The sequence below is a fragment of the Holdemanella sp. genome (genome assembly GCF_056804935.1).
On the sequence record NZ_DBMEXE010000001.1, the window covers coordinates 1 to 26290 of the forward strand.

Sequence of the window (26290 nt, forward strand, 5' to 3'; positions counted from 1 at the left end):
GTTATTAGAATGTAGTAATTTATTTGGAATATACATTAAACCTCGTTTAAACACATCCCAAAAACTCAATGATCGAAGCATTCGATCTGCAGGTACATATTCTCTTATAGCACGAAGTGTTTTTTTGTTGTCTTTTGTAGAGAAAGCAAAGTATGTTTTCTCATTTATGAAAATCACAAATCGAGAAATACTTTTGTTAAATAAGACACTCGCTTCTACTCGATCAATTGTATCCCATGGAATTTGAATACAATCTTCAACATTTCTTTCATTGTAGAATTCAAATGCTTTATTTCCAACCATGACATTTCCATTGGAACTCAATCCTGCAAAAGATGTTGCCTTGATTGTTAAATCAACTTTTGAATTTAATGATTGCGCCATATGTACCTCCTTAAGCTATTACATAATTCCGATTACACGACCAATAATACCAACTACGAATAATGCGATAATAATTGTGATTGGAGAAACTTTCTTCTTCAATAATTTACAGCATAATAAAGTTAATAATAAAGCTGCAAGACCAGGAATTAATGAATCTAAGTTTTGTTGTAAAGTTGTAACTTTGATTTGATTTAAACCAGTAGCTCCTAATGAAGAATATTGTTCTAATGCACTCTTAATTCCGTCAGCATTTCCTTTAATTTGTGACCAATCAATGTATGCACCTTCAGATTGAGTAACACTTGATACAACTGGAGTAAATGAAATACTTACCCAACGTTGTACCAAGGAACCAATGATAAACATACCTAAAATACTTGCACCTTGAGTAATTTTTCCAAGAAGTCCACCTGACATGTCTTTAGCAATTTTAGTACCTACATTGTAACCAAATTCTTGTGTATACCACATGAATGCTAAACGAATTACGTTCCATAATACGAAGAATAAGATAGGTCCTAAAATGTTTCCACTTAATGCTAAAGAAGCTCCTAAAGCACCTAAAATTGGACGCATTGTAAACCAGAATACTGGGTCACCAACACCAGCTAAAGGACCCATCATACCTACTTTAACACCTTGGATTGCAGTATCATCTACATTTTCACCATTTGCTTTTTCTTCTTCCAAAGCAAGTGTAACACCCATTACTGGACTTGATACATAAGGGTGAGTGTTATAGAACTCCATGTGACGTTTTAAAGCAGCAATTTGATCTTCCTTGTTAGAATATAATTTTTTGATTGCAGGAATAATTGAATAGCACCATCCACCATTTTGCATACGTTCATAGTTCCAAGAACCCTGAAGGAATTGATGACGCCACCAAACTTTTTTACGATCTTGTTTAGTTAATGTAATTTTTTCAGCCATTTTCATTTACCTCCTTCAAAATCCTAGTAATCATTCAAGATGTCACCTAATGGATCACCAGAACCAGTATTTGATCCTCCACCATTATTTTTAGCAGCATCTTTCAAACCTAAATAAACGATTGCGATAACAACACCAATAACACCTAAAGCAATTAGTGTGAATTCACTTACACAAGCAAATACGAAACCTAAAGCGAAGAATGGCCAAGTTTCCTTTGTAGCCATCATGTTGATAACCATTGCATAACCAACGGCAGCAACCATTCCTCCACCAACTGTCATACCACCAGATAACCAAGCTGGCATTGCATTTAATACGCCAGTTACAACTGAACTAGGTACGAAACATAATGCAGCAGCAGGAATCGCAATACGAACACCTTGTAAACAAATACCTACAATTTGCCAACGTTCAATTGCTCCAAAATCACCTTTTTCAGCAGCAGCATCCATGAAGTGAACAATTGGAATTGCAATTGTACGGCAAATCATAGTTAGGAATAAACCAGCTACTGATAATGGAATAGCTACGGCAATTGCTGTAGAAATAGCAGTTGTAGTATCTGTTGTTCCACCATTTAAACCTAAAACCATAATAATTGCAGAAGCAACTGAAGCTAGTGCAGCATCGGGTGCAACCGCTGCACCAATGTTTGCCCAACCTAAAGCCATCAACTGCAAAGAACCACCTAACATAACACCTTCTTTTAAGTGACCAGTAACCAAACCAATTAATGTACATGCTACTAATGGTTGGTGGAATTCAAATTGGTCAAGAATTCCTTCCATACCGGCTAAGAAGGCAACAATTATAACTAAAATAATGCTAATCGCTGACATAATAATCTCCCTCTAAATTTACTTTAATTCTGTTTTTGCTTTTTTAAGAATTTCATCGAAGTTTTCAGGTGAATCTGTTGGCACCTTACGAACATCAATCTTAATTCCCATTGCTAATAATTCATCAAATGTTTTTACATCATCACTTCCCATAGAAACGGCCTTTGTACAAACTACCTTTCCTTGAGAGTGTGCCATGGAACCTAAGTTCAATTCTTTAATATCCACTCCACCTTTGATAGCTCTTAATGCATCTTGTGGTGTTTCAAACAACAACATTGCTTTTGTGGCTCCAAAACGAGGATCTTTCGCGACCTGGATCATCTTATCGATTGGAACGACATTTGCTTTTACTCCTGGAGGAGCTGCCTGTTCGATCATGCTCTTTCTTAAATCGTCATGAGCTACATTGTCACTAACAACAATGATACGGTTTGGTCCAACTGTCTTTGTCCAAGCTGTTGCTACCTGACCGTGAAGTAAACGTGTATCAATACGTGCTAAGCCATATTTGATATGTCCATCTCCAAGGACTGTTCCTTCTGGAATAGCTCCTTGAGGGGCTGCACTTACTTCCGCTTTCTTTTCTTCTTTTGGTTCTAATTCTTTTGGATTGATCTGTACACCCTCTTGTGCAGTTTGCATTACGTGTGCTGCAATTTCGTGTGCCTTCTCCATTGAGAATCTAGAAGCATACGTTTCAATCAACATAGGCAAATTCAATCCTGTGACAATTGCCCATTTGTCTTCGTGACCATCTAACAAGGCACTTGCCTGATTGAATGGAGTTCCTCCCCATAGGTCAACTAAGAACAATACTTCTTCTTGATTTTCAAAAGAAGCGATCGCATCTTCCATCTTCTTTCGAATGTCTTCAGGTCCTTCACTAGGCATCAAAGTACAAGGCTTTACATTGGCTTGTTCACCAAAAATCATAGCTCCTGACTGGAAGATACCATTCGCAAATTCACCATGACTTGCAAGAATAATTCCTACCATATATTTTCATCCTTTCTTAGAAATTCAATACGCAAAAAAAGACAGACATATACATTTAAACTGAAGATATACAATAAACCAATAAAGATTATATCTTCAATCAAAATAGTAAATGCCTGCCTAACCAGTTACACGCTATTGAATATTCACTTTTTACATCTGAAAATGTACCACTTTCTGAAAGCGTTGTCAACATTTTTCACGAAATAATCGTACTCGATAAAATTCTTTCCAAGTGTAAAGCCAAATACCCCAACTCCGAATCTGGCAAATCTTTATGTAAAACACGGCTCAATTGTTCACATAAAACACGAGCCTGTTCATAAGCAAATGGAAACTTTTCTTTTGTGAACTCTGTAATATCCATCTGCAATTCCTCATCATTATTCAGTCTCAACAACAAAAACTTAATATGATTCATTAAACGAATATATGACAATGAATTCACATCAATACGAATATTTAAATCAGCCTGTAATTTCTTGAAGAATTCACGAATCACACGCATAACTTCCATAGACTGCCCTACTTTATTTACCGATATAGCCGAGTGAATATGTAAGGTGATAAACGCAATTTCATCTGCATTTATTTCCTCATGCGTATATTTTTCAATAACCTCCTTTGCCTTTAATGCCACCGAATATTCATCCGGAAACATAAGTTGAATATCCATATTAAATGGATTGGATGGGAAATCCTTCTCTTTAATTCTTTTTATCGCAAAATAAATATGATCCGCTAAAGATAATAAAATATCGTGTTCTACTTTACCAAATTTCTCTTTTGTTAAAGTAATAATTTCAGATGAAATTTCAATATACATTGGATCAATGTAATCAAAAATATTATTCGACTTCTGTTTCGCCTGATATGACTTTTGCATCTTATACTGCTTTGCATTGCGAGGAACATCCACTTGTTCCCCTTGCTTTTTACCAAAGCCAATTCCTTTAGACATCACAATTATTTCTTCATTTTCTTTTAAAACCAAGATTGTATTATGATTCAAAACCTTTAAAATTTCATACATATCCATTATCCCTTTACCCTTAACATCATATCATGACATTGCATTTTTCCATATTTTTTTTCTATTTCTGCACCATCTTTTATTTTCGTAAATACAACTATAATATTCTCATCTAACGCATTGTCTTTGATATACTTTAAATCTGCATTCCACAAAACGTCTCCAGCATTAACTTTCTGGTTTGGTTTTACCAACAATTCAAAACCCTTGCCATTTAATTTCGCCGAATCCGTGCCAAAATGAATTAAGATCTGTGTATTATCATCAATTGTAATACCAATCGCATGCTTTGTTGGATAAATCATTGAAATAACTCCATCACACGGCGCCACAACAACACCATCACACGGACGAATCATAATACCATCGCCCATTAATTTATGCGCAAACATAGAATCCGTTGCATCTTCTATCGGCATTACTTCCCCATTTACTAAACATTCAAGTTCCAACTGTGTTTTTGTTTCTAAAACAACTTCTTTATCCTCAAAATCATAACTTTCCGGCACATTCAACATATACTCATCCAGTTTTGTCTTTATATTCGAAGCCTGAGGGCCATAAATAATTTGAATTGCATTTGGCTGACACATAATAGCTGCAGCTCCCGATTTTTTTAACAACCCTTCATTGATTAAAGTATCATCTTTGATTGTCGCTCTTAATCTTGTGATGCAACAATCTAAATCCGTAAAGTTACTTCGTCCACCTAAGCCTTGAACAATCATCTGACTTCTAGGATCAATCAATGATTTATCAAAACTAAAATCATACTTTTTCTTATCAAACACCTTAATGCTTTCGTCTCTTCCAGGCGTTTTTAAATCGTACTTTACAATCAAAAACTTAAACACCCCATAATACACAAAGAAATATACTAAGCCAAGCAAAACTACAATCATCCAATTTGTCTTCGCATTTCCCTGCAAAATCCCAAACAATGTAAAATCAAGCAAACCAGCTGAAAAAGTAAATCCAATCGCAACCTGTAAAGCTTGTGCAACCACAAAACATGTGGCGGCTAATAACACATGAACAACATATAATAATGGCGCCACAAACAAGAAAGAGAATTCAATCGGCTCTGTAATTCCTGTTAATGCACTTGTTAAAGCAGCCGAAAGTAATAAACTCGCCGTCTTTTTCTTTGCTTCTGGATTTGCACATTGATACATAGCTAAAGCCGCACCAGGCAAGCCAAAAATCATAAAAATAAATTCTCCAGAGAAAAATTTAGTTGCATCCACACTAAAATGAGTCACACTTGGATCGGATAATTGCGCAAAGAAAATATTCTGCGCACCGGATATAATTGAACCATTTACCATTTGTACACCGCCTAATGCACTCTGATAAAATGGCATGTACCAAACATGATGCAAGCCAAAAGGAACTAAACTACGCTTAATAATTCCATAAATAAATGTACCAAAATAGCCAGAGTCAGATATAAATTGTCCCAAATTATAAACACCCTGCTGTAATGGTGGCCAAATAAAATACATAAGCACCCCTATAAATACATATGTAATAGCACAAATGATTGGAACAAATCGTTCTCCTTCATAAAAAGAAATCACATTTGGTAATTGAATCTGGTAAAAATGATTATGCAAATAACTAACACCAAGTCCAACGACAATTCCTCCAAGCACACCCATTTCAATTGATAACATTCCACATACCGAAGTAATAGATCCATCTAGAATATAATTTGAAACTACACCATTAACAATACTTCCATCTAAACAAAGTAACGTATTGATTGTGGCATGCATCACAAAAAAGGCAATAATAGCTGCAAGAGCAGCGACTTCTTTTCTTCGCTTAGACATTCCTAAAGCTATAGAAACCGCAAAAATCAAGGGTAGATTATCAAATAAAACTTTGCCTACTTGTTTCAATAAAATTAAAACACTATATAAAAAGGTTCCTTGCCCTAATACCGATTCTAAATGCAATGCAGCTATCGTTGTTTCATTGGTTAAAGAACTTCCTACACCCAAAAAAATACCAGCTACAGGAAGCACTGCGATAGGTAACATAAAGGATTTTCCCATCCTTTGTAAAAAACTAAACACATGATGTTGTTTCATTGATTAATACCTCTACTGTATTTATGATGATAAATGACATTTGTCAAAAAGTCCATAAGAAAAGGCCATGAAGTAAATGTTATTCAAAGACAAAATCTGAATATACAAGAAAAGCAGGATTAATTTCCTGCTTTTGATATTTTCATGACCCAATAGCCTTTATCACGAGCCATTTTTTCTACTTCATAGCCTTTTTCTTGTAAATAATGAATCGCACTTTGTGCACCATGCTGCTTGCGCATTACAATCCAGAAATGACCATCTTCCTTTAAATGTTCTAAACACTGATCAAACAATGAATAAATCATTGCCTTTCCCGTACGAATCGGTGGGTTCAAAAGAATACAGGCATACTGGCCTTCATTCACACCTGACTGACATAATATCTTTGCCTTACGACGATATTTTTTCATGTTTGCATCTGCGAGCTGACAAGCTCTTTGATTTACATCAATCATTGTCATTGCGGTATGCTTCCAATACTCCATTAAAATCAAGGCAATAGGACCAATTCCACAACCTAGATCCAATGTGCTTTCTGGTTCAGATTCATTGTCGAGTACCGTTTCTAAAAGAATACGCGTACCTTCATCCAATTTATCTTTACTGAAAACTCCAGCATTCGAATTTAACTTATATGTAAAATCACGAAAATGTATCGTAATTTCTTCTGGTGCATCTTTTACAATATCATTTGTGAAATAGTGTGCCATACTACTTTGTAGCAGCTTCTACAATCGCATCTGCATCAATTTTGTATTTTGCGAATAATTCAGCTGGTTTTCCACTTTCACCAAATACATCCTGAACACCGACACGAACAAGTTTACATGCTGTTCCTGCTTCAGCTAAAACTTCTGCCACAGCACTTCCTAAACCACCAATAATAGAGTGTTCTTCACAAGTCACGATAGTATCGTGAGTTTTTGCTAGTTCAATGATCAATTCTTTATCAATTGGTTTAATTGTATGGATATTTACTACAGTTGGAGCTGTTTCCATTTTCTTAGCAGCCTCTAATGCTTCTTGAACCATTAATCCAGTCGCAACTAAAGCTACTTTTTCACCTTTTTGAAGGACAACACCTTTTCCTAGTTCAAATTTATAGTCATCGCCATTTACGCTTTCAACACCACTACGACCTAAACGAACGTAGCAAGGCCCATCAATTTCAGCTACAGCCTTACATGCTTGTTTAGCTTCATTATAGTCACATGGAACGATAACTTTCATGCCTGGAATACCACGCATTAAACTAACATCTTCAATACATTGGTGACTTGCACCGTCTTCTCCAACACTAATTCCTGCATGAGATGCACAGATTTTAACGTTTAATTGTGGATATCCGATACTGTTACGAATTTGTTCGAATCCACGTCCAGTCGCAAACATTGCGAAAGTAGATGCATACGCAATCTTTCCACTAGCCGCAAGACCTGCCGCAACACTCATCATATTTCCTTCGGCAATTCCCATGTCAAAGTGACGAGAAGGGTCTACTTTTTTAGCTTCTCCACTCTTTGTACTACCCGCTAAGTCAGCATCTAATACAACGACATTTTTATTTTCAACCATTAATTCTTTTAAAGCATCACCATAAGCGACACGTGTAGCTACTTTTGCCATTATTCTGCCTCCAATTCTTTCATTGCAGCATGGTATTGTTCTTCATTTGGTGCTACTCCATGCCATCCTTGTTGATCTTCCATAAATGAAACACCTTTTCCTTTAATTGTCTTCGCAACAATTACAGTTGGCATTCCCTTTGTTTCACGAGCTTCTTTTAATGCTGCACGCAATTGATCATAATCATGACCATCTACATTGATTACGTGGCAATTGAAAGCTTCGAATTTTTTATCCAAAGGATACACACTCATAACTTCATCTACGTGACCATCAATTTGAAGGTTATTGTTGTCAACAATAATACATAAATTATCTAATTTATAGTGAGCCGCTGACATTGTAGCTTCCCATACTTGTCCTTCTTGGCATTCACCATCTCCAAGTACAGTATAGATACGATGATCGTTTTTATCTAACTTATTGGCTAATGCCATACCTACAGCACAAGAAATACCTTGTCCTAAAGATCCTGTAGACATATCTACACCTTCTACATAATTCATGTTAGGGTGTCCTTGTAAACGTGAATTAATAGCTCTGAAAGTTGTCAATTCTTCTTCAGGAAGGAATCCCTTTTCAGCAAGTACTGCATATAAAGCTGGACTTGCATGTCCCTTACTTAATACAAAACGATCACGATCCAATGTATTTAAGTTTTCCTCATTAATATCCATTTCTTCAAAGTATAACTCTGTTAAAATGTCAGTTGCACCTAAACTTCCACCCGGGTGTCCACTTTGGGCACTATACACTTCTTTCACTATATTTCTACGAATATTTTTTGCGTGCAATGCAAGTTCCTTGTTTTCCATAATATTTACGCTATCTCCTTTTTGCGCATACATTATAACAAACTTTTTGTCACAATACACCCCCTACAAAAAGTCAATTATTTCACAAACGCTTATATTGCCACACATAAGCTGCATCATTGATCAATTCTATGTCATTTTGACTAATCCCAATCAATTCCAACGCTTCAAATATGTCTATCCCTTTTTCAAATAGTTTCTCAAAACAATCCATCCTCGCATTTGTCTTTTCTTGTTGGATTACTTTCTCTAACACTTCTTGAACTCGATCCGATTGAGCACAATAAAACATACCATCCATCTTTAAGGCGAGTTTTTCATCCACATCCAAAAATAAAGCTCTTAAAGTTTTAATGTCGCAACCCCGATTCAATAAAAGTAAATAAAAGCTACGAATCTCCAAGTTGTACACTCGCTTACGAAACAGTTCAAATTCTACATCTAATTTTTCCATTTTTTTGTTCTCCTTTTTTCTACAATCTCTTATACGTAAAAAAAAGAAGTTTCACCAAAAAAAGTGAGAAATCAATCTCACTTTTCAACTTCATAAATCATGGCACCAAAACTAGGAACATTTACTTCGATCATATATGGCTGGTTATGTCTTGTAAGACGCATTGCCTGCACCTCTTGAGGTGCATGACCTTTTAAGTTTCCGTTGTATTTATCCCACTCTGTATTCAAAATTTCTTTATATTTACCTTTGCAAGGAACACCAAACTGTTGGTGATCATATGGATTTGTTGAGAAATTCATAACAATAACGAAATCTTTCTTTGAACCTCTACGAATAAATGAGAACGTATTTTGTCCTACATTATCTGCGTCAATCCAACAGAAACGACTTGGATCATAATCTTGATCAAAGAATGCATCATTTTCTGTGTAAATCTTACCTAAATCTTCGCATAAATGTTCGAACGCATCATGCATTGGATAATCCAACAAGAACCAGTCACAGCTCTTTTGTTCATCCCATTCACGCAATTGACCAATTTCATTACCCATGAAATTCAATTTCTTGCCAGGATGCGTAAACATATATACATATAATGCTCTTGCCTGGGCAAACTTATCTTCATAGCTTCCCCACATTTTATCTACAATGGTTGCCTTACCATGCACAACTTCATCATGACTAAATGGTAAGATAAATCTTTCTGAATAGAAATAAGCCATCGAGAAAGTAACGTCATGGTGATGCCACTTACGATAGATTGGATCTCTTTTTAAATAGGATAATGTATCATTCATCCAACCTAGATCCCACTTATAGTCAAATCCTAAGCCACCCGCATAACTTGGCTTTGTGACATTAGGAAAATCGCTTGAATCTTCTGCAATCAACATGATTTTTCCTTGATGCGCCTCATTCAACAAGTGATTCATACGTTTCATGAAATCACATGCACCTTCATTCACACCATTATTCTTGTTTCCATGCCAGAAAATCGCATTACTAATCGCATCCATTCTTAAACCATCTACATGATAAACATCTATCCAGAAATTGGCTGCAGACATCAAGAATGAACGAACTTCCTCTTTCCATAAATCAAAGTTAGCCGTTCCCCATTCACTATTCGCATCTTCTGGTTTTGAATATTCATATAATGGTGTTCCATCAAACATTCCTAAGGCATAGTTATCCTTCACAAAATGTACAGGTACAAAATCCATGATAACACCAATTCCAGCTTCGTGAAGTGCATTCACAAAGTGCATTAATTCATGATTTGTTCCATAACGAGAAGTACTTGAAAAATAACCCGTACATTGATAACCCCAAGAACCATCAAACGGGTATTCACATAGCGGCATGACTTCAACATGTGTAAAGTGATGTTTCTTACAGTGTTCAATCAATTCCTTTTCTATTTCATGATACTGTACAAACTCTTCGTTTTCATCATCTTTTCTCCATGAACCAACATGCATTTCATAAATATTCACAGGAGAATCAAAGCCCTTATTCCTTTGATCCAACCATTTTTTGTCAGTCCATCCATCGTAGCTTAAATCTGATACAATACTTGCCGTGTTTGGTCTTAATTCACTATAAAAAGCATATGGATCCATTTTGTCTACCAATTCACCATTTGCCTGCCACACACGATATTTATACGAATCCTCATCCTTTGCACCTTCTACAAAACATTCCCAAATCCCACGTTTATCTTTTTTCATTTTACTCGCTTGATCATCCCAGTCATTAAATGTACCAATAACTGAAATATTCTTTGCGTTTGGAGCATACACTCTGAAACGAACCCCATTAGCTTCTAGGTGTGCACCAAAAATATTATAAGCATGTATGTCACGCCCTTCAAAAAAGGCTTTTGTCTTTCTTTGATCCATAACGATATAACCTCCGTATATATATTTTATACCGGAACGCAAGAAACTTAAAGTGTATTTTTCACATTTTGAAAACGCTTACCAACCATTAAAAAAGATGCAACTAACGCTGCACCTCCATGAATTGACGTAATATATTCTCTAAATCTTCCAATGTATTCATTTGTGACATCTCATTTTTAAAGATCCTTGAACTAGGAAGTCCCTTTAAATACCAGCTAGCCAAACCTCGCATTTCACGAATAGCTACTTTTTCACCTTTTGTATCCGCTAATCCTTTGGCATGATCCATACAAATTTCAATACGATCTTCCATTGAAAATTCATGTTTCTGTCCTGTAATTGAATCCACACATTCTTGAATCAAGAATGGATTACCTACAATTCCACGACCTAGCATAACCGCATCACAACCTGTTTCATTCATCATACGGTGAAAATCTTCTACACTACGGACATCACCATTCCCGATAACAGGAATAGATACCCCTTCTTTTACTTGCTTAATATAAGACCAGTCTGCTTTTCCTTCATACATCTGATTACGCGTACGACCATGCACTGCAACAGCACTAACGCCCACACTCTCCATAGCCTTCGCCATTTCAACGCAATTAATATGATATGTATCAAAACCTAAACGCATCTTTACTGTTACTGGCTTATTTACATTTTGTACAATATTCGATACAAGTTCTTTGGCATAATCAATATCCTTCATTAAAAAGCTTCCTGCCTGGGCTTTGATAACCTTGTTTACGGGACACCCCATATTAAAGTCAATAATGTCACAATCTGTTTGCGTATCCAAATATTTAGCTGCATACACAACCGTATCAATATCATGACCAAACAACTGGAAAGATACAGGATGTTCATTTTCATCGATGGCACACATTTGTTTCGTCTTCAATGAATTATAGTATAAAGCTTTATCACTTACCATTTCATTACAAACTAAACCAGCTCCAAAGCGTTTCGCAATTCTACGAAATGCGATATTACTAATACCTGCCATTGGTGCAATCACAACCGGATTTTCGATTTCTACATTTCCAATCTTAATCATGCATCTTACTCGCAATCGCTCTTAATTCTTCTTCTGTGAAATGATATGTTTCATTACAGAAATTACATGTGATTTCACAACCATGCTCTTTATCAGCCATCTCTAAAACATCTGATTTTTTTATAGTTCCCAAAGCTCTAGCCATACGTACCTTTGAACAAGGACAATCATAAGCCACTGGTTGTGTCGTTAAAATCTTCGCATCTTCAAACATGTCATTTGCCAAATCTTCTAAACTTGAATCATCATATTCTTGAATTAAAGTACTCATTGGTTTCAACCCTTCAAGTACGTGTTCACAAATAGAAATATCTGTTTCTGTCGCATCTGGAAGCATTTGTAGAATCATAGCACCTGCACTGGCAACACGACCATCTGTTCCTATTAAAACTCCACATGATACAGCTGTTGGTGTTTGTTCAGACAAAGTGAAGTAATAAGCAAAATCATCCCCAATTTCACCACTCTGCAACTCAACCGAACCAGAAAAGTTTTCTTCCATACTTAAATCTTTAGTAACTGTTAAAGTTCCATCTGTACCGACAACAGCTCCTACATTTAATTTTCCTGGGCGAATCAAAACATCCTCTACATGTGGATTTGAAACAAACCCACGAACATTTCCATTCGCATATGCATCTACCACAATAGAACCAATTGGACCGTGTCCATTGATTGTGATTGACAACATTTCTTCTTCTGATTTCAACATAGCACCCATCATACTTGCCACAGATAAAGTTCTTCCTAAAGCTGCACAAGCACATGGATGTAAATCAAAACGATCCTGCGCTTCCTGTACTAAGTCAGTTGTGCGCACAATATATAAACGAACATGCTCATTTAAAACAAGAGCTTTTAATAGTTGATCTTTCATAATTATCCTCCACGATAAAATTCACTAGCAACATTCTACTGAATTCTTGTATCCATTTCAAGCCAAACTAAAAGCCATCAATCGATGGCTTTTATGTGTAATTAATCTTTTTTCTTAGTTAATTCATTGAACGCATCATCCAGATCCTTTTGATCAACACCAGCTGGAGTCTCCGGAATCTCTGGAACTTGAACTACTTCTTGTTCTACTTTTTCCTCTTCTTCATTTGTTTCAACATTAGGATCTGTTAATTGTCCATAATTCATTAAGTTTGTGATTTCTTCATTTGTTAATGTTTCATGTTCATACAAATTGTTCGCGATCAAATCCAACAAATCTTTGTTTTCAGTTAAGATCTTACGACAATTTTCATGACACTCATCTACAATCGCACGAACTTCTTTATCAATTTCAGCCGCTACACCTGCAGAATAATCACTACCCTTTGTATAATCTCTTCCTAAGAAGACATTTCCTTGAGGATCCGCATATTGGATAGGACCTAAACTAGACATACCATATACACGAACCATATTTTTGGCAATTTCTGTTAATTTTTCAATATCATTTACAGCACCCGCACTGATTTCACCAAATTGGATCTCTTCAGCTGTACGACCACCAAGTAAACCAGTGATCTGCGCAATAAATTCAGATTTTCTATGGAAGTATTTCTCTTCACGAGGTGTCATCAAGTTATATCCACCCGCATCTCCACGAGGAATAATTGTAACTTTCTGAACCATATCTGCATCTTCAAGTTTTAAACCAATAACGGCATGTCCCGCTTCATGGTAGGCCACAAGAATTTTATCTTTTTCTGTATATTTTTTACTCTTTTTCGCAGGTCCCATCATAACACGGTCAATAGCTTCATCTAAATCCGTCATTGTAACCTTAGATTCATTTTTACGAACCGCTAAAATAGCACCTTCATTCAATACGTTAGCTAAATCTGCACCAGAGAATCCAGGCGTACGTTTTGCCAAATTTGCAAGTGAAACATCACTCGCCAATTTCTTGTTACGAGCATGTACCTGTAAAATAGCTTCACGGCCCTTAATATCTGGCAAGCTAACAGTAACACGACGATCGAAACGACCACTACGAAGTAAAGCAGGGTCCAATACGTCTGGACGGTTTGTAGCCGCAATCACAACGATTCCAGCATTATCTGTCATACCATCCATTTCAACCAATAATTGGTTCAATGTTTGTTCACGCTCATCGTTTCCGCCACCCATACCAGCTCCACGCTGACGTCCAACGGCATCGATTTCATCAATAAAAATGATACATGGCGCACTCTTTTGTGCCGTCTTAAACATGTCACGGACACGACTCGCACCTGTTCCGACAAACATTTCAACGAAGTCAGAACCTGAAATCGAGAAGAATGGAACATTGGCTTCTCCAGCTACGGCTTTTGCCAATAAAGTTTTACCAGTTCCTGGAGGACCAACCATCAAGATTCCCTTAGGAATATGTGCTCCCATATCTGTAAATTTCTTTGGTGAACGTAAGTAATCGATAATTTCTTTTACTTCTTCTTTTTCTTCTTCACAACCCGCAACATCTTTAAAACGAACTTTTACATTCGATTCAACACGAGCTTTTGATTTTGCGAATTCAAAGGCTTTATTATTGCCTCCACCGCCCATTTTAGAAAACATGAAGTAGAAGAATACCGCAATAATCAAGAATGGAATGATTTGAGAAAGAATAGAAATCCATACACTTCCTTGGTTTGGATCTTCTACTGTTAGCTTTCCACCATTACGTTGCAAATCCTTTTCCAACTTCTCAATATTCTTTTCTGTTCTTGGAACAATAACCTTGTATCCAATTGTCTTTGAGTTCTGCTCATAAGTACCTTCCAACTGAATAACAGTGGAACTAATTGTCATAGAACTCTTCTTAAAGTCAACTTCATCTACAATTTTCTCAAATTGTGTATAATTCATTTGTACAGTACTGCCCTGTGAACTATAAAAAACTAATGATAATACAATTGATAAAATGAAGATGGTTGGTAAATAATTTAACCACTTCTTCATAATCTTCCTCCTACTGATAAATTTCAGGTTTTAAAACACCAACAAATGGTAAATTACGATATTTCTGGTTGTAATCCAATCCGTATCCAACCACAAATTCATTTGGCACCTCAAAACCAACGTAATCCGCTTCAATTTCACAAACACGACGGCTTGGTTTATCTAACAATGTTACACAACGAACATCTAGACAACCTTTATTCTTAAACATTTTCTTTACTTCAACTAAAGTTCTACCTGTATCAATAATATCTTCTACAACTAAAATAGAACGATTCTTACAAGATAGATCCATATCCTTTAAAATACGAACATCTCCAATAGATTCTGTTCCATCGTATGAACTAACGGACATAAAATCAATTTCACATGGAAATTCAAAACGCTTGATCAATTCAGCCATAAAAGGAACACTTCCCTTTAACAATCCAACTACGATTGGAGTTTCTCCAGATTCTTTATAATCTTCTTCTATTTGATGTGCTAGTTCTACACAACGATTTTCGATTTCTTCTTCACTTAATAAAATTTTTTCAATATCTTGAGCTATCATATGGTGTTTTTCTCCTTAAGTTACTTAAACATTGTAACATAAACATTTAATCTAGACCATTCATTTTAAAATAGAACTGTTGATTTTGTGAATAATGTTCTACATCACATCCAAGGCCTGGAACAAAAATAACTTTTCCTGCATTATTTTCCACAACTAGCCAATATTTTCGGTATATCTTGCAGATTTTTCGATCCACAAAGAAACGATGCACATTCTTATTTCCAAAACGCATCGAAATTACGTCATTCACTTTAACATGACGCACCACCAAAGGAAAGTCAGATGCCTCCACACTAAAAGACTCAATTGTTTGCCCCTGATTCATAATAGAGAATTCTTTATAATCTTTATACTCCAATTCATTCAATGTATAATACACATTCTGTGGTTTTGGCATAAAATACAACTTTTCATTATGCCTTTCCAATAAATGATCCTCTATTTCAATCAGCACATTTCCCTTTAATTGAACACACAACTCTTCCATGTATTTCCTAGAGAAATGATGACTCAAAGCCTGAAATAAGAAAATATCTAAACAGAGCCAGGCATCTTCTTGATTCAATAAAGAATCTACATCCCCATTCCAATTCTTTAAAAAATCTTCTATGCCTGCTCTTTTTATTTGCCAAAAATCATTCTCATTTTGAATCTTTAAAATCCATTCTTCCTTTTCATTACGATCCATCTTCTCAATTTGCGTATGACGAATCACATTACGCGTATAGTGATTGGTTAAATTCGATTCATCAATTCCAAAAGAAACGCCATTATCATTACAGTATTGTTGTAATTCACTCTTTGTGAAATTCAGTAAAGGCCGAATGATTTGATATCCATGCCTTACACTCTTTTCTTTTAATCCATACCAGTCACAAATCATATTTCGATTTTTCTGAAACAAATACGTCTCAATCACATCATCCATCTGATGTGCTACATATAATAATTTTGTATCAAATTCATCTGCCACTTCTTCAAAAAAAGCATAACGAACATCTCTTGCCCATGCCTGAAAATTTCCTTTCTCATACACCGGATATAAAACACGAACAGGAATATCATATTTTTTACAATATTCCTTCACTATTTTCTCATCCCTATCTGCCGTATCGCGATGTTTATAATTCACATGTGCAACGACAATGTCCTTGCCTTGTTTATTCAATTGATCTAATAAAGCCATGCTGTCAGGTCCACCTGAACAGGCTACTACACATTTTGACATGCTCCTATTATAGCATCATTTGCATAACACATTTTTTTATTTTATCAAACAAATGAGAATTCGGATCAATATGTGCCTTCACATCAATCACACGCGCCGAATTGATCCATTTCGCATCATTTAAGAATAATACACTCGCCTTATTTAAGCCCTCAATTTCTGGTAAACGCATCAAATGACGCTTTCCCATATGAGATACAGGATCATACGCCCTATGATACGCACTACTATTCCCACTCATAGGTACTACAAATATTTTCCCATTCTTCATTGCCAACACTAACCCAAAATGCTGATAGCCAACCTCACTTAGATAGGCCAATCCAAAATCTGTAAAGCATATGTCGCCAACTTTCACATACACCTTAGCTTCTAAACTCGAATACATTTGTTTCCTCTGACAAAAATTCAGTTTAGAAAGCATATAATCATAAACCTCACTTTCATTTAAACCCTCTAACAGTTGTTCTTCAGCAATTCTAGCCTGCGACGTTATTTTTTGTGTGTACTCCGTCGACTTCTTGTTTTTGTACTTTTGCCATTCATTCGGTTCCATAACCCCATTCTAACAAACCAATGTGAAAACAATATTAAAAGTAGGCATTTTAGCCTACTTTTTTGAATATTTTTCGCGATTTTCTTTGAATACGATGCCATAAACCAATTAAAGGATGAAATTTCTCACTAATCATTGCCGATTTCTCAATAAAAATCTCTACCGCCAACAATATAATGACCATAACTAAAAAGCCGATATTTCGATTAATCATATACGCAAAAGCACTCAATCCAAAAAGCGCTGTTAAACCACACATGATAATTACAGTATTACGATGTCCAAATTGGCGCATCAACAAGTGATGAATATGACTCTTGTCCGCCTCCATAAATTTCATACCCTTTAAAGTACGTCTCAAAATAGCGGATAACGTATCAATAATTGGCAGCATCAACAATAAGATAGGCAATGCCAACGTCAAAATCGTACTCGATTTAAATCCAAGCAATGAAATTGCCGAAATCATGAACCCCAAAAACAACGATCCACAATCTCCCATAAAGATACTAGCTGGATGCGCATTATAAACTAAGAAACCCAATGTTCCAAAAGCTAAGATAAAGGCAATGCTTAATAAATCTGAACGTCTTTCGATGATGGCGATAGAACCAATGACCACAAGCACAATAACACTCATACCTCCGGCAAGACCATCTAGACCGTCAATCAGGTTTACCGCATTTGTGATACCGGCCACCCAAATTATCGTAAAGATAAACGAAATAATACCTGTATCAATTTGAATGCCCAAAGGCAAACGAATAATATCTACTGAAATTCCAAAATAAATCAACACCAAAGCCGCAAAAACTTCCAACGTTAGTTTAACCAGTGGCTTAATATCGATTAAATCATCAATTAAACCTGTAAAAAACATAATACTGCTTCCAATAACCAATCCTTTGATCTGACGATCCGCCTTCACAAAGATAGCCATCGTTATAATGAATGCCAAATAAATCGCTACACCACCAATACGCGAAATCTTTCCATGATGGACCGTACGCTTATTTTCTTTGGCATAGGCCCCACAATAAATAGAATATTGCTTCACCAACGGTGTTAGAATCACTGAAATCAAGAATGGTAATAAAATCATTTTATAATCAATCACGCTGACTTTACCCCCTTTAATGCATCTATCATATCGTATTGTCCTCGTTTTGTACAAAGAACTGGACAAGATATGTTCTTAGAAATGAATTGTGACGGCCCAAAACAATCCGCCAATCCTCCACTCAATTCAATTCCATGCATCAAAAAATGTTCTTGTAAAGAAGCAGGAAGACCATCAAAACAATGTTTTACCCATAATGAAATCTGTGCTGAAACCATCTCGAAGGCCGGCCACAATAGACTTGACTCAATTTGAATCTGATGAAGAATCTGTCTTGAATCAAAGGCATAACACAACAATAAATTGTTTTTTTGTTGCCAAAAAGCCAGACTTGCCATTTCCTTCAAATGAGCCGCATCCATTTTTGTGATAAAACAACCCGTCTTGTTGTAAACAATCCTTTGTATCTGCTCATCAATCTGTGCTCCCGCATAATAAATTGTCTTTGACACAAGCACCTTACCATAAGCACACACATGAATTTCCGTATAAGAATGTCCACTATGCACTAAAAAGCAAGAACCTTCTTCTTGTAAAGCATTTAAGTTTGAAATAAATTCAACCTTACGTACGCCACAATCTAAAAACATTTGCTGCCAAAGTTCTCGTTGTCTTTGCGACAACTCCGTAGGAACACTCACAAGCACACTCGGTCTTAATAAGCCATCAAAGGCATGTAGTTCGTTTAACCCCTTCTGAACCAAAGGTTCAATTGAATGAAGAATTTGACCATGTGATATAGGATATTGAATTTGTATCGTATCCAGATCCTTATATAAATAGGCAAGCGCCTGATCCGATACACCCAATGTTTCTTTTCCTTTTTTTGCGATTATTGTTTTTAAAACAATTTGTTTCTGTGTAGAAAAATCATAAAACCGTGCAAGATACGCCCCCATATCCAGGGCAATCCACTTATCAAGCAAAGCCATTATAGATTGTTAATTGTAAAATCGCCTGACTTGAAATGTACGCAAGACAAAGCGATAAAATAAACATTAAAATCTGCACTTTCTTAGGATTTTTTACACTACACACCTTTTCAAACTGAATACTTGAAATCGCATAAAAGCTTAAGCCAAAACACGCAAAGAATACTAAATAAGAAATTACAGAAGCTGCCATATTAGCCTCCTACATGAACAATTTGAACAAAATTATACTTTTCCTTCAATTGCTCACATGCACTTAAAATCACTTCTTCATCCACACTGAATCCCAACATACTTGAACCAGACCCAGACATCAATATACGTACTAAACCTGCATCTTCCATATCCATTTTCACTTGTTCTAATTCAGGCTCAATCTCAAAGGCGATTGGCTCCAATGAATTTGCCATAGTCTGATATAAAAGATCCATGTTCTCTTCTCGAATACTCGACTCTACTAAATCTACATCCGGATGAAAAGGACGCGACTCTTTCCATTTAGAAAATGCATTCGCAGTAGAAATTCCAAAATCCGGTTTTACAACTACAATATCAAATTGCCAATCACTCTCAATTGGCGTGATTTTTTCTCCAATACCCTTTACTCGAGCCCACTTATCATGAATACAGAAAGGAACATCCGCCCCCACTTGTTTTGTGATTTCATAAAGATTTTCTTCCGCTTCCTCAATACCTTCCATCTTTAAAACCGCCTTACATACAGCAGCTGCATCCGCACTTCCGCCACCAAGACCTGCCTGAGCCGGAATATGCTTCTTGATAGATACTTTGAAACAAGAATCTAAGTGATAGGTATCCTTTAAAACTTGAATCATCTTTGAAACCGTATTGTTCTCTGGTAATTTCATACCTTCACATTCAACTACATCAAAATCATTTTTTTCTATCTCAATCTCATCATAAATTGAAATAGGTACCATAATCATGTCTAAAGAATGATACCCATTATCCATTCTTTCCACGACATCTAATGCTAGATTAATTTTTGCCCTTGCCTGTACTTTCATAGGTCACCTCATATAATCGAATAAAATCTTCTAACGTACACTGTTGCGCACGCGTACTAGGATCAATATTTACTTTTTCTAACAATTCTTTTGCCAGAGTCTTATCTTTCACAAAATTCTGAAAGTTATTATAAATAGTTTTTCTTCTTTGTGTAAAACAAGCTTTTACCAAATCGAAGAAATAATTCTCATCTTCTAAATGATACTTGTGATGGAAAGAAAACTGAATGACCATCGAATCTACATTGGGACTTGGCCAAAATACTCTTCTTGATACGTCCATGACTTTTTTCACATCACAACGATATTGCGTAATTACGCTCAACGCATTGTATTCCTTATCATTTTCGTGTGCCAAGAAACGTTCTCCCACTTCTTTTTGCATCATAACCGTAATTCTTTCAATCTCTTCATTTGCCTCAAACAATTTAAATAAGATCGGCGTCGTGATGTAGTAAGGAAGATTCGACGCGAAAACTACCTTTTGACCAGGCTTTCTAAATTCACGAATCTTTTCATCAATATCCACCTTTAAGATGTCTTCTAATACTATCTGTAAATGATCAAAACCAATCTCATTCTCTAATACAACCGGCAATCTTTCATCAATCTCAAAAGCTACAACCTGATTACTTTTTTCACATAAAAACTGTGTTAAAGCCCCAATTCCAGGACCAATCTCAAAAACCAATTCATCTCTTGATTGAATTGCTGCATTGGCAATCTTTTCAACAACACCCGGTTCAATAATAAAATTCTGTCCAAAGCTTTTCTTTGTGAAAACCTTATACTTTTCTTGAATCTCTTTTGTCTTTTTTACTGTCGCAATCGCCTGTTTCATGAAAGACTCCTTTCTTCTATCTCTTCTTTTGTCACATTCATCTGATTTAAACGCTTAAAACATGTTTTCGCATTGCAAGGACCAATATGAAAATCTTCACACACTTGAAAGCGCAAATCTTTGTTTCCGACTAAGCCTAAATCAATAAAGTCTTGCCAACTCAATACTTCTTCTTTATTCTCAAACGTTACATAATGACATAGGGCATCCCATAAATCTTCTTTACTTGCATGCTCTACACCCACTTTTTTAGGTGTTTTCGCTTTTTCCTTATTAATAAACGCATGTTTACATCCTGGCACACTACTGCCAATCAATCTACGTATATGTTCTCCTGGCGTATCTGGATCTGTAAAAATAATTACACCTCTTGTCTTTTGAGCCTGTCTAACACGCTCAATCGTTTTCTCGTTGACCTGGTCTCCACCCGTTTCAATCGTGTCACAATCAAAAAAAGACTGCAACGTGTTTGTATCATTTTTTCCTTCAACGACAATAATTTCTTTAATATGCTGCTTCATCTGTCTCCACCACATGTTTTGATGTAAAACCAGCACCATGTACCTGATGCACATCATTCACAATAATAAACGCTTTTGGATCAATCTCTAAAACACTTGACTCTAATAATGGATATTGTTTCTGCTTAATAACACACATCAACACGGGCTTAGGCGCTTGTGTATAGCCACCACTTCCATCTAGAATCGTTACACCACGATCCACTGTCTCTAATAAAATACGACGAATCTGTTTCCACTCTGTCGATATAATCATAACATTTTTTGCGGATTGCATGCCTAGCATTACAGTTTTATCGATTGCGACACCACAAACAAACACAGACATAATACCAATCAATGCTGGTGTTAAACCATGTGTAACCACACCCAATAAAACTGTTAAGCCATCCACGATCATTACACTGGTTCCTTCAGGAATCTTCAAGTATTTATGTAAAATCAAAGCTAAGATATCCATACCACCCGTACTTGAATTAACTCTAAACACTAAACCTAAACCAATCCCCACAAGAACTCCGGCATAGATTGTAGCCACATAAGCTGGCATCACAAATGTATCTTTAGGAAACATTGTGGCAACCTGTGATAAACCTGTTACGAAAACCGGATATACAATTGTAGAAATCACAGATTTCATCGCAAACTGCTTTCCTAATAAAAGAGCTCCCAATATAAATAATCCAATTGTTAAACCATCAATCATTAAAACTGTATCAATCGGAAGAACTGGATGTAATGCGACAGCCACACCAGCTACACCACCTGTTAATATATTATTAGGAAGTATAAAAAAGGAAACTGAACATGCAACTACAAAGTTTCCAAGTATAATCATTATTAAATCATGTATTTTATTCTTGCTCATATGCATACCTCTTCTAGCCTACATGATTATATCATTTTTTTTATGTTTCGTTTTCAAAAATATCGCTTGCAAACAATTCACTTTATCCGTATAATAGTCCGGGTTATATAAGTTCATGATATGGTTGAACGTTCATACCTACTACCGAAAACAGTAGACTATAGCCTTCAAACAGGAGGAAAATAAAATGCAATACGATATCATTATTATTGGTGCTGGGCCTGGAGGAATTTTCTCAGCCTACGAATTATTAAAGAGTAAACCTGAATTAAAAATTGGTGTTTTTGAAGCAGGAGCACCATTAAACAAAAGAAAATGTCCAATTGACGGAAAGAACATCAAATCATGTATCCACTGTAAATCATGTGCCATCATGAACGGTTTTGGTGGAGCTGGTGCCTTCAGTGATGGAAAATACAATATCACAAATGAATTTGGTGGAAACCTATACGAATATGTAGGTGAACAAGAAGCTATCGATTTAATGGAATATGTGGATGAAATCAACTGCAAGATGGGCGGAGAAAAAACTCGTCTATATGCAAACTCAGATGCTGCTATCGCCAAAAAATGTCTTCAAAATGATCTTCACTTATTAAAAGCGAAAGTTCGTCACTTAGGAACTGACATTAACTATGTAGTACTTGAAAACTTATACAATGAATTAAAAGACAAAGCCGAATTCCATTTCTTTAAACACATTGATATGGTAAACAAAATCGAAGATGGATATGAAGTCGTTTGTGGGGATGAAACATATACATCTACACAATGTATTATTTCTACAGGCCGTTCAGGAAGTAAATGGATGGAATCTGTATGCTCAAACTTAGGCATTGAAACAAAGAGTGATCGTGTAGACATCGGTGTTCGTGTTGAACTAAATGCCGATACATTCTCAGAATTAACAGACTCATTGTATGAATCTAAAATCGTATATCGTTCAAAGAAATATCAAGACCGCGTTCGTACATTCTGTATGAACCCTAGAGGTGTTGTCGTAAACGAAAACACAAACGGAATCATCACTGTAAATGGTCACAGCTATGAAGATCCAGCTCGTTTCACAAACAACACAAACTTTGCCTTATTAGTATCAAATCATTTCACAGAACCCTTCTCACAAAGTAACCAATATGGTGAAAGTATTGCCCGCCTATCAAACATGTTAGGTGGTGGTGTTATCGTTCAACGCTTTGGTGATCTGATTCGTGGACAACGTTCAACTCCAAGTCGTATTGCACAAGGATTCGTAACTCCTACATTGAAGGCTACACCAGGAGACTTATCCCTAGTTATCCCTAAACGTCAATTAGATGACATTATTGAAATGATCTATGCGCTTGATAAAGTATGTCCATCAACAGCTAGTGATGACACATTACTATATGGTGTTGAAGTTAAATTCTACAATATGCAAGTAAAAGTAGATAAAAACTTAGAAACAAAACACAAAGGACTATTCGTTATCGGAGACTGTTCAGGTGTAACACACTCATTAAGTCATGCCAGTGCATCTGGTGTATATGTCGCAAGACACATTACAGAAAATCTATAATACAACACAAAGTGGATCAAATGATCCACTTTTTTTCATTAACTGCACAGTTAATAACTCTCGAGTTAATAATAATGATGGTATAATAATCTAGGTGATAATTTTATGATACAAATTCCAGACAACAGTACAATATTAGCTCCGGCTACCCTACATCTATCTTTATACAAAGAAATTTTAAAACAAAAAAAAGATTGCCTTGGCATACAAGTTTTAACCTTGTCTAGCTGGCTATCTTCTTTTTATCATGGACAAAATAAATCTGACATTGAAATTCTTTATTTGTACAAAGATGCTTTAAAGAATGTCTCTCTTTCCAATGCCTTCTATTCCAGTAAAGAAGACTATGACTTTTTAAATGCCTGTCTAGACTTTATAAAAATGGCAAAAACCTATCAGATTCATGATTTTCCTTGTTCAACGCAAAAAGAAAAAGATTTACATGAAATTTTAAATCTTCTGTATCCAATTCAACTCAAAGAAGACCAAACGCAAGATGTCCTTTCAAGTTTACCAGATTTAGAAAACATCTATATCCTAAAAAAAGAATACTCTCAATTAGACAGTTACTGGATTCAAGTGTTGATTGATCATGGCGCAAAATGGCTCGGCGATAAGCAACTGTTGACAACACACTACTACAGTGTTGCCAACGCACGCAAACAAATGGAAGTCATCGCAAATCTTATTATTGAAAATGACTATTCAGCCGATGATATTTTCATTGCCCTAAACAACCCAAGTGACATCAATGTTTTAACCCAGATTCTTACAGCACATAAGATCCCATTCACAACTATACAAGAAGTTCATACTACATCTATATATAACGAGTGGATCCATTATTTAACATGGGCTAAAGATATGGATTTAAAAAGTTTTTTAAACGTAGTTCAAGCCTTATATCCAAATGACAATTATCTCTTGCAGTATTACACATTGTTCCCTGAACAATTTTTAAAATTTGAACCTTTCTTAACTACACTTCCATACAAAGATAATGCAATCATTGATTCCTACCAATTCGCATCCTACCAAAAATTAGAACAAGACACTTTAGAATGGGTACGCGATCATGCCTTCTTATTTGATGCATACGATTTTATCAAGATGGCCAAACACATTCAAAATCTACATGAACAAGTCACAAAAGAAGATTTGAATGCCTTCAACGATGTCATGTCACTTATCCAAGATGTGCATACACACATTCATAATGCGAATGATTTAAACATCTTGATTCACCAAATCCAAAATCTTTCTGCCAATCAGAAAGCCAATTCCATTGAAGGGGTATTCATTGGATCTAGACAGGACATCACAAATTTAAGGCCCATCGTCTTTTTAACTGGCACAAATGCCAGTGCATTTCCTGCTTTAAAGTTACATACTGGAATCTTTGATGAGGCCTATGTGCAAAACACGGATTTACCAAATCTTGAAACACGCATTCAAAACCAGCAGGCACAAATCTTTGACTGTTTGTCTTTGTGTGAAATTCTTTACGTATTCTATCCACAGAGTGATTATCAAGGAAAAAATTATGAACCTAGCTCCGACATAGAAAATTGGCTCCAACAAAAGGCTGAGTTTATCACTACGCCCGATTCTTTTAATTGGACTACCCCAACTATCGATTTAAATGAAACAACAGCTAAATCCATATTCTTTAAGGATAATCATTTTAAAGGATCTATTTCAAGACTCGAATCTTATGCACGATGTCCTTTTTCTCATGCACTAAAATACGGCTTATATTTAAAAGAAAAAGAAGACATCACAGACATTCGAATTCGTGGAAGCATATTACATCATGTTCTAGAAGTGATTTCTAAAGATAGACAAGAATATACTTCTTTATCCAAAGAAGAAATTCATCACTACGTTGAAAATGAATTTTCCTTCGCAAAAGAAGTGCTTTTACAACAAATTCCATGGTTTGATTCTCAAATTGAAGAAATCACAGAAAAACTTATGTTGATTTTTG

26 protein-coding genes and 1 riboswitch are annotated in these 26290 nt (G+C 35.8%); of the genes, 2 read left to right on the forward strand and 24 right to left on the reverse strand.

The genetic code is table 11. The features are described from left to right. From ACZQCL_RS00005 to ACZQCL_RS00120, 24 genes are all read right to left on the reverse strand, one after another. Positions 1-384: DUF956 family protein (locus ACZQCL_RS00005; protein WP_118356884.1), on the reverse strand; the 384-nt coding region annotated here is incomplete at its 3' end. An 18-nt stretch (positions 385-402) separates the two neighbouring features. Continuing rightward, the gene (locus tag ACZQCL_RS00010) at positions 403-1320 is read right to left on the reverse strand and encodes a PTS system mannose/fructose/sorbose family transporter subunit IID (protein WP_337467873.1); all 918 of its coding nucleotides are present in this window, start codon (positions 1318-1320) and stop codon (positions 403-405) included. Positions 1321-1343: 23 nt separating this feature from the next. Continuing rightward, positions 1344-2162: a PTS mannose/fructose/sorbose transporter subunit IIC gene (locus ACZQCL_RS00015; RefSeq protein WP_227991057.1), complete on the reverse strand. Its 819-nt coding sequence runs from the start codon at positions 2160-2162 to the stop codon at positions 1344-1346. An 18-nt stretch (positions 2163-2180) separates the two neighbouring features. Continuing rightward, entirely contained in the window at positions 2181-3161 is a 981-nt protein-coding gene (locus ACZQCL_RS00020) for a PTS sugar transporter subunit IIB (protein WP_256269206.1), read from the reverse strand. A 199-nt stretch (positions 3162-3360) separates the two neighbouring features. Then, positions 3361-4194, reverse strand: coding sequence for a PRD domain-containing protein (locus ACZQCL_RS00025; RefSeq protein ID WP_418562344.1), 834 nt, complete (start codon positions 4192-4194; stop codon positions 3361-3363). Positions 4195-4199: 5 nt separating this feature from the next. After that, entirely contained in the window at positions 4200-6239 is a 2040-nt protein-coding gene (locus tag ACZQCL_RS00030; RefSeq protein WP_482481385.1) for a PTS sugar transporter subunit IIABC, read from the reverse strand. A 170-nt stretch (positions 6240-6409) separates the two neighbouring features. Next, a complete protein-coding gene (locus ACZQCL_RS00035) occupies positions 6410-7003 on the reverse strand; it encodes a class I SAM-dependent methyltransferase (protein ID WP_412345952.1) in 594 nt (197 codons plus the stop codon). A 1-nt stretch (position 7004) separates the two neighbouring features. Next, entirely contained in the window at positions 7005-7919 is a 915-nt protein-coding gene (locus tag ACZQCL_RS00040; RefSeq protein ID WP_117571758.1) for a transketolase family protein, read from the reverse strand. Then, positions 7919-8767: a transketolase gene (locus ACZQCL_RS00045; RefSeq protein WP_256268606.1), complete on the reverse strand. Its 849-nt coding sequence runs from the start codon at positions 8765-8767 to the stop codon at positions 7919-7921. The genes ACZQCL_RS00040 and ACZQCL_RS00045 overlap by 1 nt, the downstream gene beginning before the upstream one ends. A gap of 49 nt (positions 8768-8816) precedes the next feature. Continuing rightward, positions 8817-9188, reverse strand: a complete 372-nt coding sequence (locus ACZQCL_RS00050) for a hypothetical protein (protein ID WP_482481388.1) — start codon at positions 9186-9188, stop codon at positions 8817-8819. Between the two features lie 77 nt (positions 9189-9265). Beyond that, on the reverse strand, positions 9266-11092 hold the full coding sequence (gene glgB, locus ACZQCL_RS00055; RefSeq protein WP_482481390.1) for a 1,4-alpha-glucan branching protein GlgB: 1827 nt from the start codon (positions 11090-11092) through the stop codon (positions 9266-9268). A gap of 103 nt (positions 11093-11195) precedes the next feature. Then, positions 11196-12161, reverse strand: a complete 966-nt coding sequence (gene dusB, locus ACZQCL_RS00060; RefSeq protein WP_482481392.1) for a tRNA dihydrouridine synthase DusB — start codon at positions 12159-12161, stop codon at positions 11196-11198. Then, positions 12154-13038 carry an Hsp33 family molecular chaperone HslO gene (gene hslO, locus ACZQCL_RS00065; protein WP_117926569.1) on the reverse strand — a complete coding sequence of 295 codons (885 nt, stop codon included), beginning with the start codon at positions 13036-13038 and terminating at the stop codon, positions 12154-12156. Before hslO ends, dusB begins: the two co-directional genes overlap by 8 nt. 101 nt (positions 13039-13139) lie before the next feature. Beyond that, positions 13140-15095: an ATP-dependent zinc metalloprotease FtsH gene (gene ftsH / locus ACZQCL_RS00070; RefSeq protein ID WP_288522744.1), complete on the reverse strand. Its 1956-nt coding sequence runs from the start codon at positions 15093-15095 to the stop codon at positions 13140-13142. A 10-nt stretch (positions 15096-15105) separates the two neighbouring features. Next, on the reverse strand, positions 15106-15648 hold the full coding sequence (gene hpt / locus ACZQCL_RS00075) for a hypoxanthine phosphoribosyltransferase (protein WP_186999065.1): 543 nt from the start codon (positions 15646-15648) through the stop codon (positions 15106-15108). A 46-nt stretch (positions 15649-15694) separates the two neighbouring features. Next, positions 15695-16879, reverse strand: a complete 1185-nt coding sequence (gene tilS, locus ACZQCL_RS00080) for a tRNA lysidine(34) synthetase TilS (protein WP_482481396.1) — start codon at positions 16877-16879, stop codon at positions 15695-15697. A 7-nt stretch (positions 16880-16886) separates the two neighbouring features. After that, positions 16887-17435, reverse strand: a complete 549-nt coding sequence (locus ACZQCL_RS00085) for a hypothetical protein (RefSeq protein WP_117571751.1) — start codon at positions 17433-17435, stop codon at positions 16887-16889. Between the two features lie 49 nt (positions 17436-17484). Next, on the reverse strand, positions 17485-18552 hold the full coding sequence (locus ACZQCL_RS00090; RefSeq protein WP_482481398.1) for an MraY family glycosyltransferase: 1068 nt from the start codon (positions 18550-18552) through the stop codon (positions 17485-17487). Then, positions 18549-19487 carry a rod shape-determining protein gene (locus ACZQCL_RS00095; protein ID WP_227992040.1) on the reverse strand — a complete coding sequence of 313 codons (939 nt, stop codon included), beginning with the start codon at positions 19485-19487 and terminating at the stop codon, positions 18549-18551. Before ACZQCL_RS00095 ends, ACZQCL_RS00090 begins: the two co-directional genes overlap by 4 nt. Next, a complete protein-coding gene (locus ACZQCL_RS00100; protein WP_227992041.1) occupies positions 19474-19680 on the reverse strand; it encodes a DUF1146 domain-containing protein in 207 nt (68 codons plus the stop codon). Before ACZQCL_RS00100 ends, ACZQCL_RS00095 begins: the two co-directional genes overlap by 14 nt. Position 19681: 1 nt before the next feature. After that, entirely contained in the window at positions 19682-20515 is an 834-nt protein-coding gene (gene ispE / locus ACZQCL_RS00105) for a 4-(cytidine 5'-diphospho)-2-C-methyl-D-erythritol kinase (RefSeq protein WP_227992043.1), read from the reverse strand. Then, positions 20487-21356, reverse strand: coding sequence for a 16S rRNA (adenine(1518)-N(6)/adenine(1519)-N(6))-dimethyltransferase RsmA (gene rsmA / locus ACZQCL_RS00110; protein WP_227992045.1), 870 nt, complete (start codon positions 21354-21356; stop codon positions 20487-20489). The genes ispE and rsmA overlap by 29 nt, the downstream gene beginning before the upstream one ends. After that, positions 21353-21877 carry a ribonuclease M5 gene (gene rnmV, locus ACZQCL_RS00115; protein ID WP_227992047.1) on the reverse strand — a complete coding sequence of 175 codons (525 nt, stop codon included), beginning with the start codon at positions 21875-21877 and terminating at the stop codon, positions 21353-21355. The genes rsmA and rnmV overlap by 4 nt, the downstream gene beginning before the upstream one ends. Then, positions 21861-22745 (reverse strand): YitT family protein, encoded by an 885-nt coding sequence (locus ACZQCL_RS00120; protein ID WP_227992049.1) that lies wholly within the window; start codon positions 22743-22745, stop codon positions 21861-21863. Before ACZQCL_RS00120 ends, rnmV begins: the two co-directional genes overlap by 17 nt. An 83-nt stretch (positions 22746-22828) precedes the next feature. Then, positions 22829-22926, forward strand: a riboswitch (purine riboswitch). A 6-nt stretch (positions 22927-22932) separates the two neighbouring features. Between ACZQCL_RS00120 and ACZQCL_RS00125 the strand changes: the two genes are divergently transcribed. Then, the gene (locus ACZQCL_RS00125) at positions 22933-24303 is read left to right on the forward strand and encodes an NAD(P)/FAD-dependent oxidoreductase (RefSeq protein WP_117926041.1); all 1371 of its coding nucleotides are present in this window, start codon (positions 22933-22935) and stop codon (positions 24301-24303) included. A 105-nt stretch (positions 24304-24408) separates the two neighbouring features. Further along, on the forward strand, positions 24409-26290 hold a 1882-nt coding region (locus tag ACZQCL_RS00130), incomplete at its 3' end, for a PD-(D/E)XK nuclease family protein (RefSeq protein WP_482481403.1).

Bases quoted from the DNA above. Each gene is read 5' to 3' on its own strand.
- ACZQCL_RS00010 (WP_337467873.1), bottom strand. From the start codon at position 1,320: ATGGCTGAAAAAATTACATTAACTAAACAAGATCGTAAAAAAGTTTGG.
- ACZQCL_RS00015 (WP_227991057.1), bottom strand. From the start codon at position 2,162: ATGTCAGCGATTAGCATTATTTTAGTTATAATTGTTGCCTTCTTAGCC.
- ACZQCL_RS00020 (WP_256269206.1), bottom strand. From the start codon at position 3,161: ATGGTAGGAATTATTCTTGCAAGTCATGGTGAATTTGCGAATGGTATC.
- ACZQCL_RS00025 (WP_418562344.1), bottom strand. From the start codon at position 4,194: ATGTATGAAATTTTAAAGGTTTTGAATCATAATACAATCTTGGTTTTA.
- ACZQCL_RS00030 (WP_482481385.1), bottom strand. From the start codon at position 6,239: ATGTTACCTATCGCAGTGCTTCCTGTAGCTGGTATTTTTTTGGGTGTA.
- ACZQCL_RS00035 (WP_412345952.1), bottom strand. From the start codon at position 7,003: ATGGCACACTATTTCACAAATGATATTGTAAAAGATGCACCAGAAGAA.
- ACZQCL_RS00040 (WP_117571758.1), bottom strand. From the start codon at position 7,919: ATGGCAAAAGTAGCTACACGTGTCGCTTATGGTGATGCTTTAAAAGAA.
- ACZQCL_RS00045 (WP_256268606.1), bottom strand. From the start codon at position 8,767: ATGTATGCGCAAAAAGGAGATAGCGTAAATATTATGGAAAACAAGGAA.
- ACZQCL_RS00050 (WP_482481388.1), bottom strand. From the start codon at position 9,188: ATGGAAAAATTAGATGTAGAATTTGAACTGTTTCGTAAGCGAGTGTAC.
- glgB (WP_482481390.1), bottom strand. From the start codon at position 11,092: ATGGATCAAAGAAAGACAAAAGCCTTTTTTGAAGGGCGTGACATACAT.
- dusB (WP_482481392.1), bottom strand. From the start codon at position 12,161: ATGATTAAGATTGGAAATGTAGAAATCGAAAATCCGGTTGTGATTGCA.
- hslO (WP_117926569.1), bottom strand. From the start codon at position 13,038: ATGAAAGATCAACTATTAAAAGCTCTTGTTTTAAATGAGCATGTTCGT.
- ftsH (WP_288522744.1), bottom strand. From the start codon at position 15,095: ATGAAGAAGTGGTTAAATTATTTACCAACCATCTTCATTTTATCAATT.
- hpt (WP_186999065.1), bottom strand. From the start codon at position 15,648: ATGATAGCTCAAGATATTGAAAAAATTTTATTAAGTGAAGAAGAAATC.
- tilS (WP_482481396.1), bottom strand. From the start codon at position 16,879: ATGTCAAAATGTGTAGTAGCCTGTTCAGGTGGACCTGACAGCATGGCT.
- ACZQCL_RS00085 (WP_117571751.1), bottom strand. From the start codon at position 17,435: ATGGAACCGAATGAATGGCAAAAGTACAAAAACAAGAAGTCGACGGAG.
- ACZQCL_RS00095 (WP_227992040.1), bottom strand. From the start codon at position 19,487: ATGGCTTTGCTTGATAAGTGGATTGCCCTGGATATGGGGGCGTATCTT.
- ACZQCL_RS00100 (WP_227992041.1), bottom strand. From the start codon at position 19,680: ATGGCAGCTTCTGTAATTTCTTATTTAGTATTCTTTGCGTGTTTTGGC.
- ispE (WP_227992043.1), bottom strand. From the start codon at position 20,515: ATGAAAGTACAGGCAAGGGCAAAAATTAATCTAGCATTAGATGTCGTG.
- rsmA (WP_227992045.1), bottom strand. From the start codon at position 21,356: ATGAAACAGGCGATTGCGACAGTAAAAAAGACAAAAGAGATTCAAGAA.
- rnmV (WP_227992047.1), bottom strand. From the start codon at position 21,877: ATGAAGCAGCATATTAAAGAAATTATTGTCGTTGAAGGAAAAAATGAT.
- ACZQCL_RS00120 (WP_227992049.1), bottom strand. From the start codon at position 22,745: ATGAGCAAGAATAAAATACATGATTTAATAATGATTATACTTGGAAAC.
- ACZQCL_RS00125 (WP_117926041.1), top strand. From the start codon at position 22,933: ATGCAATACGATATCATTATTATTGGTGCTGGGCCTGGAGGAATTTTC.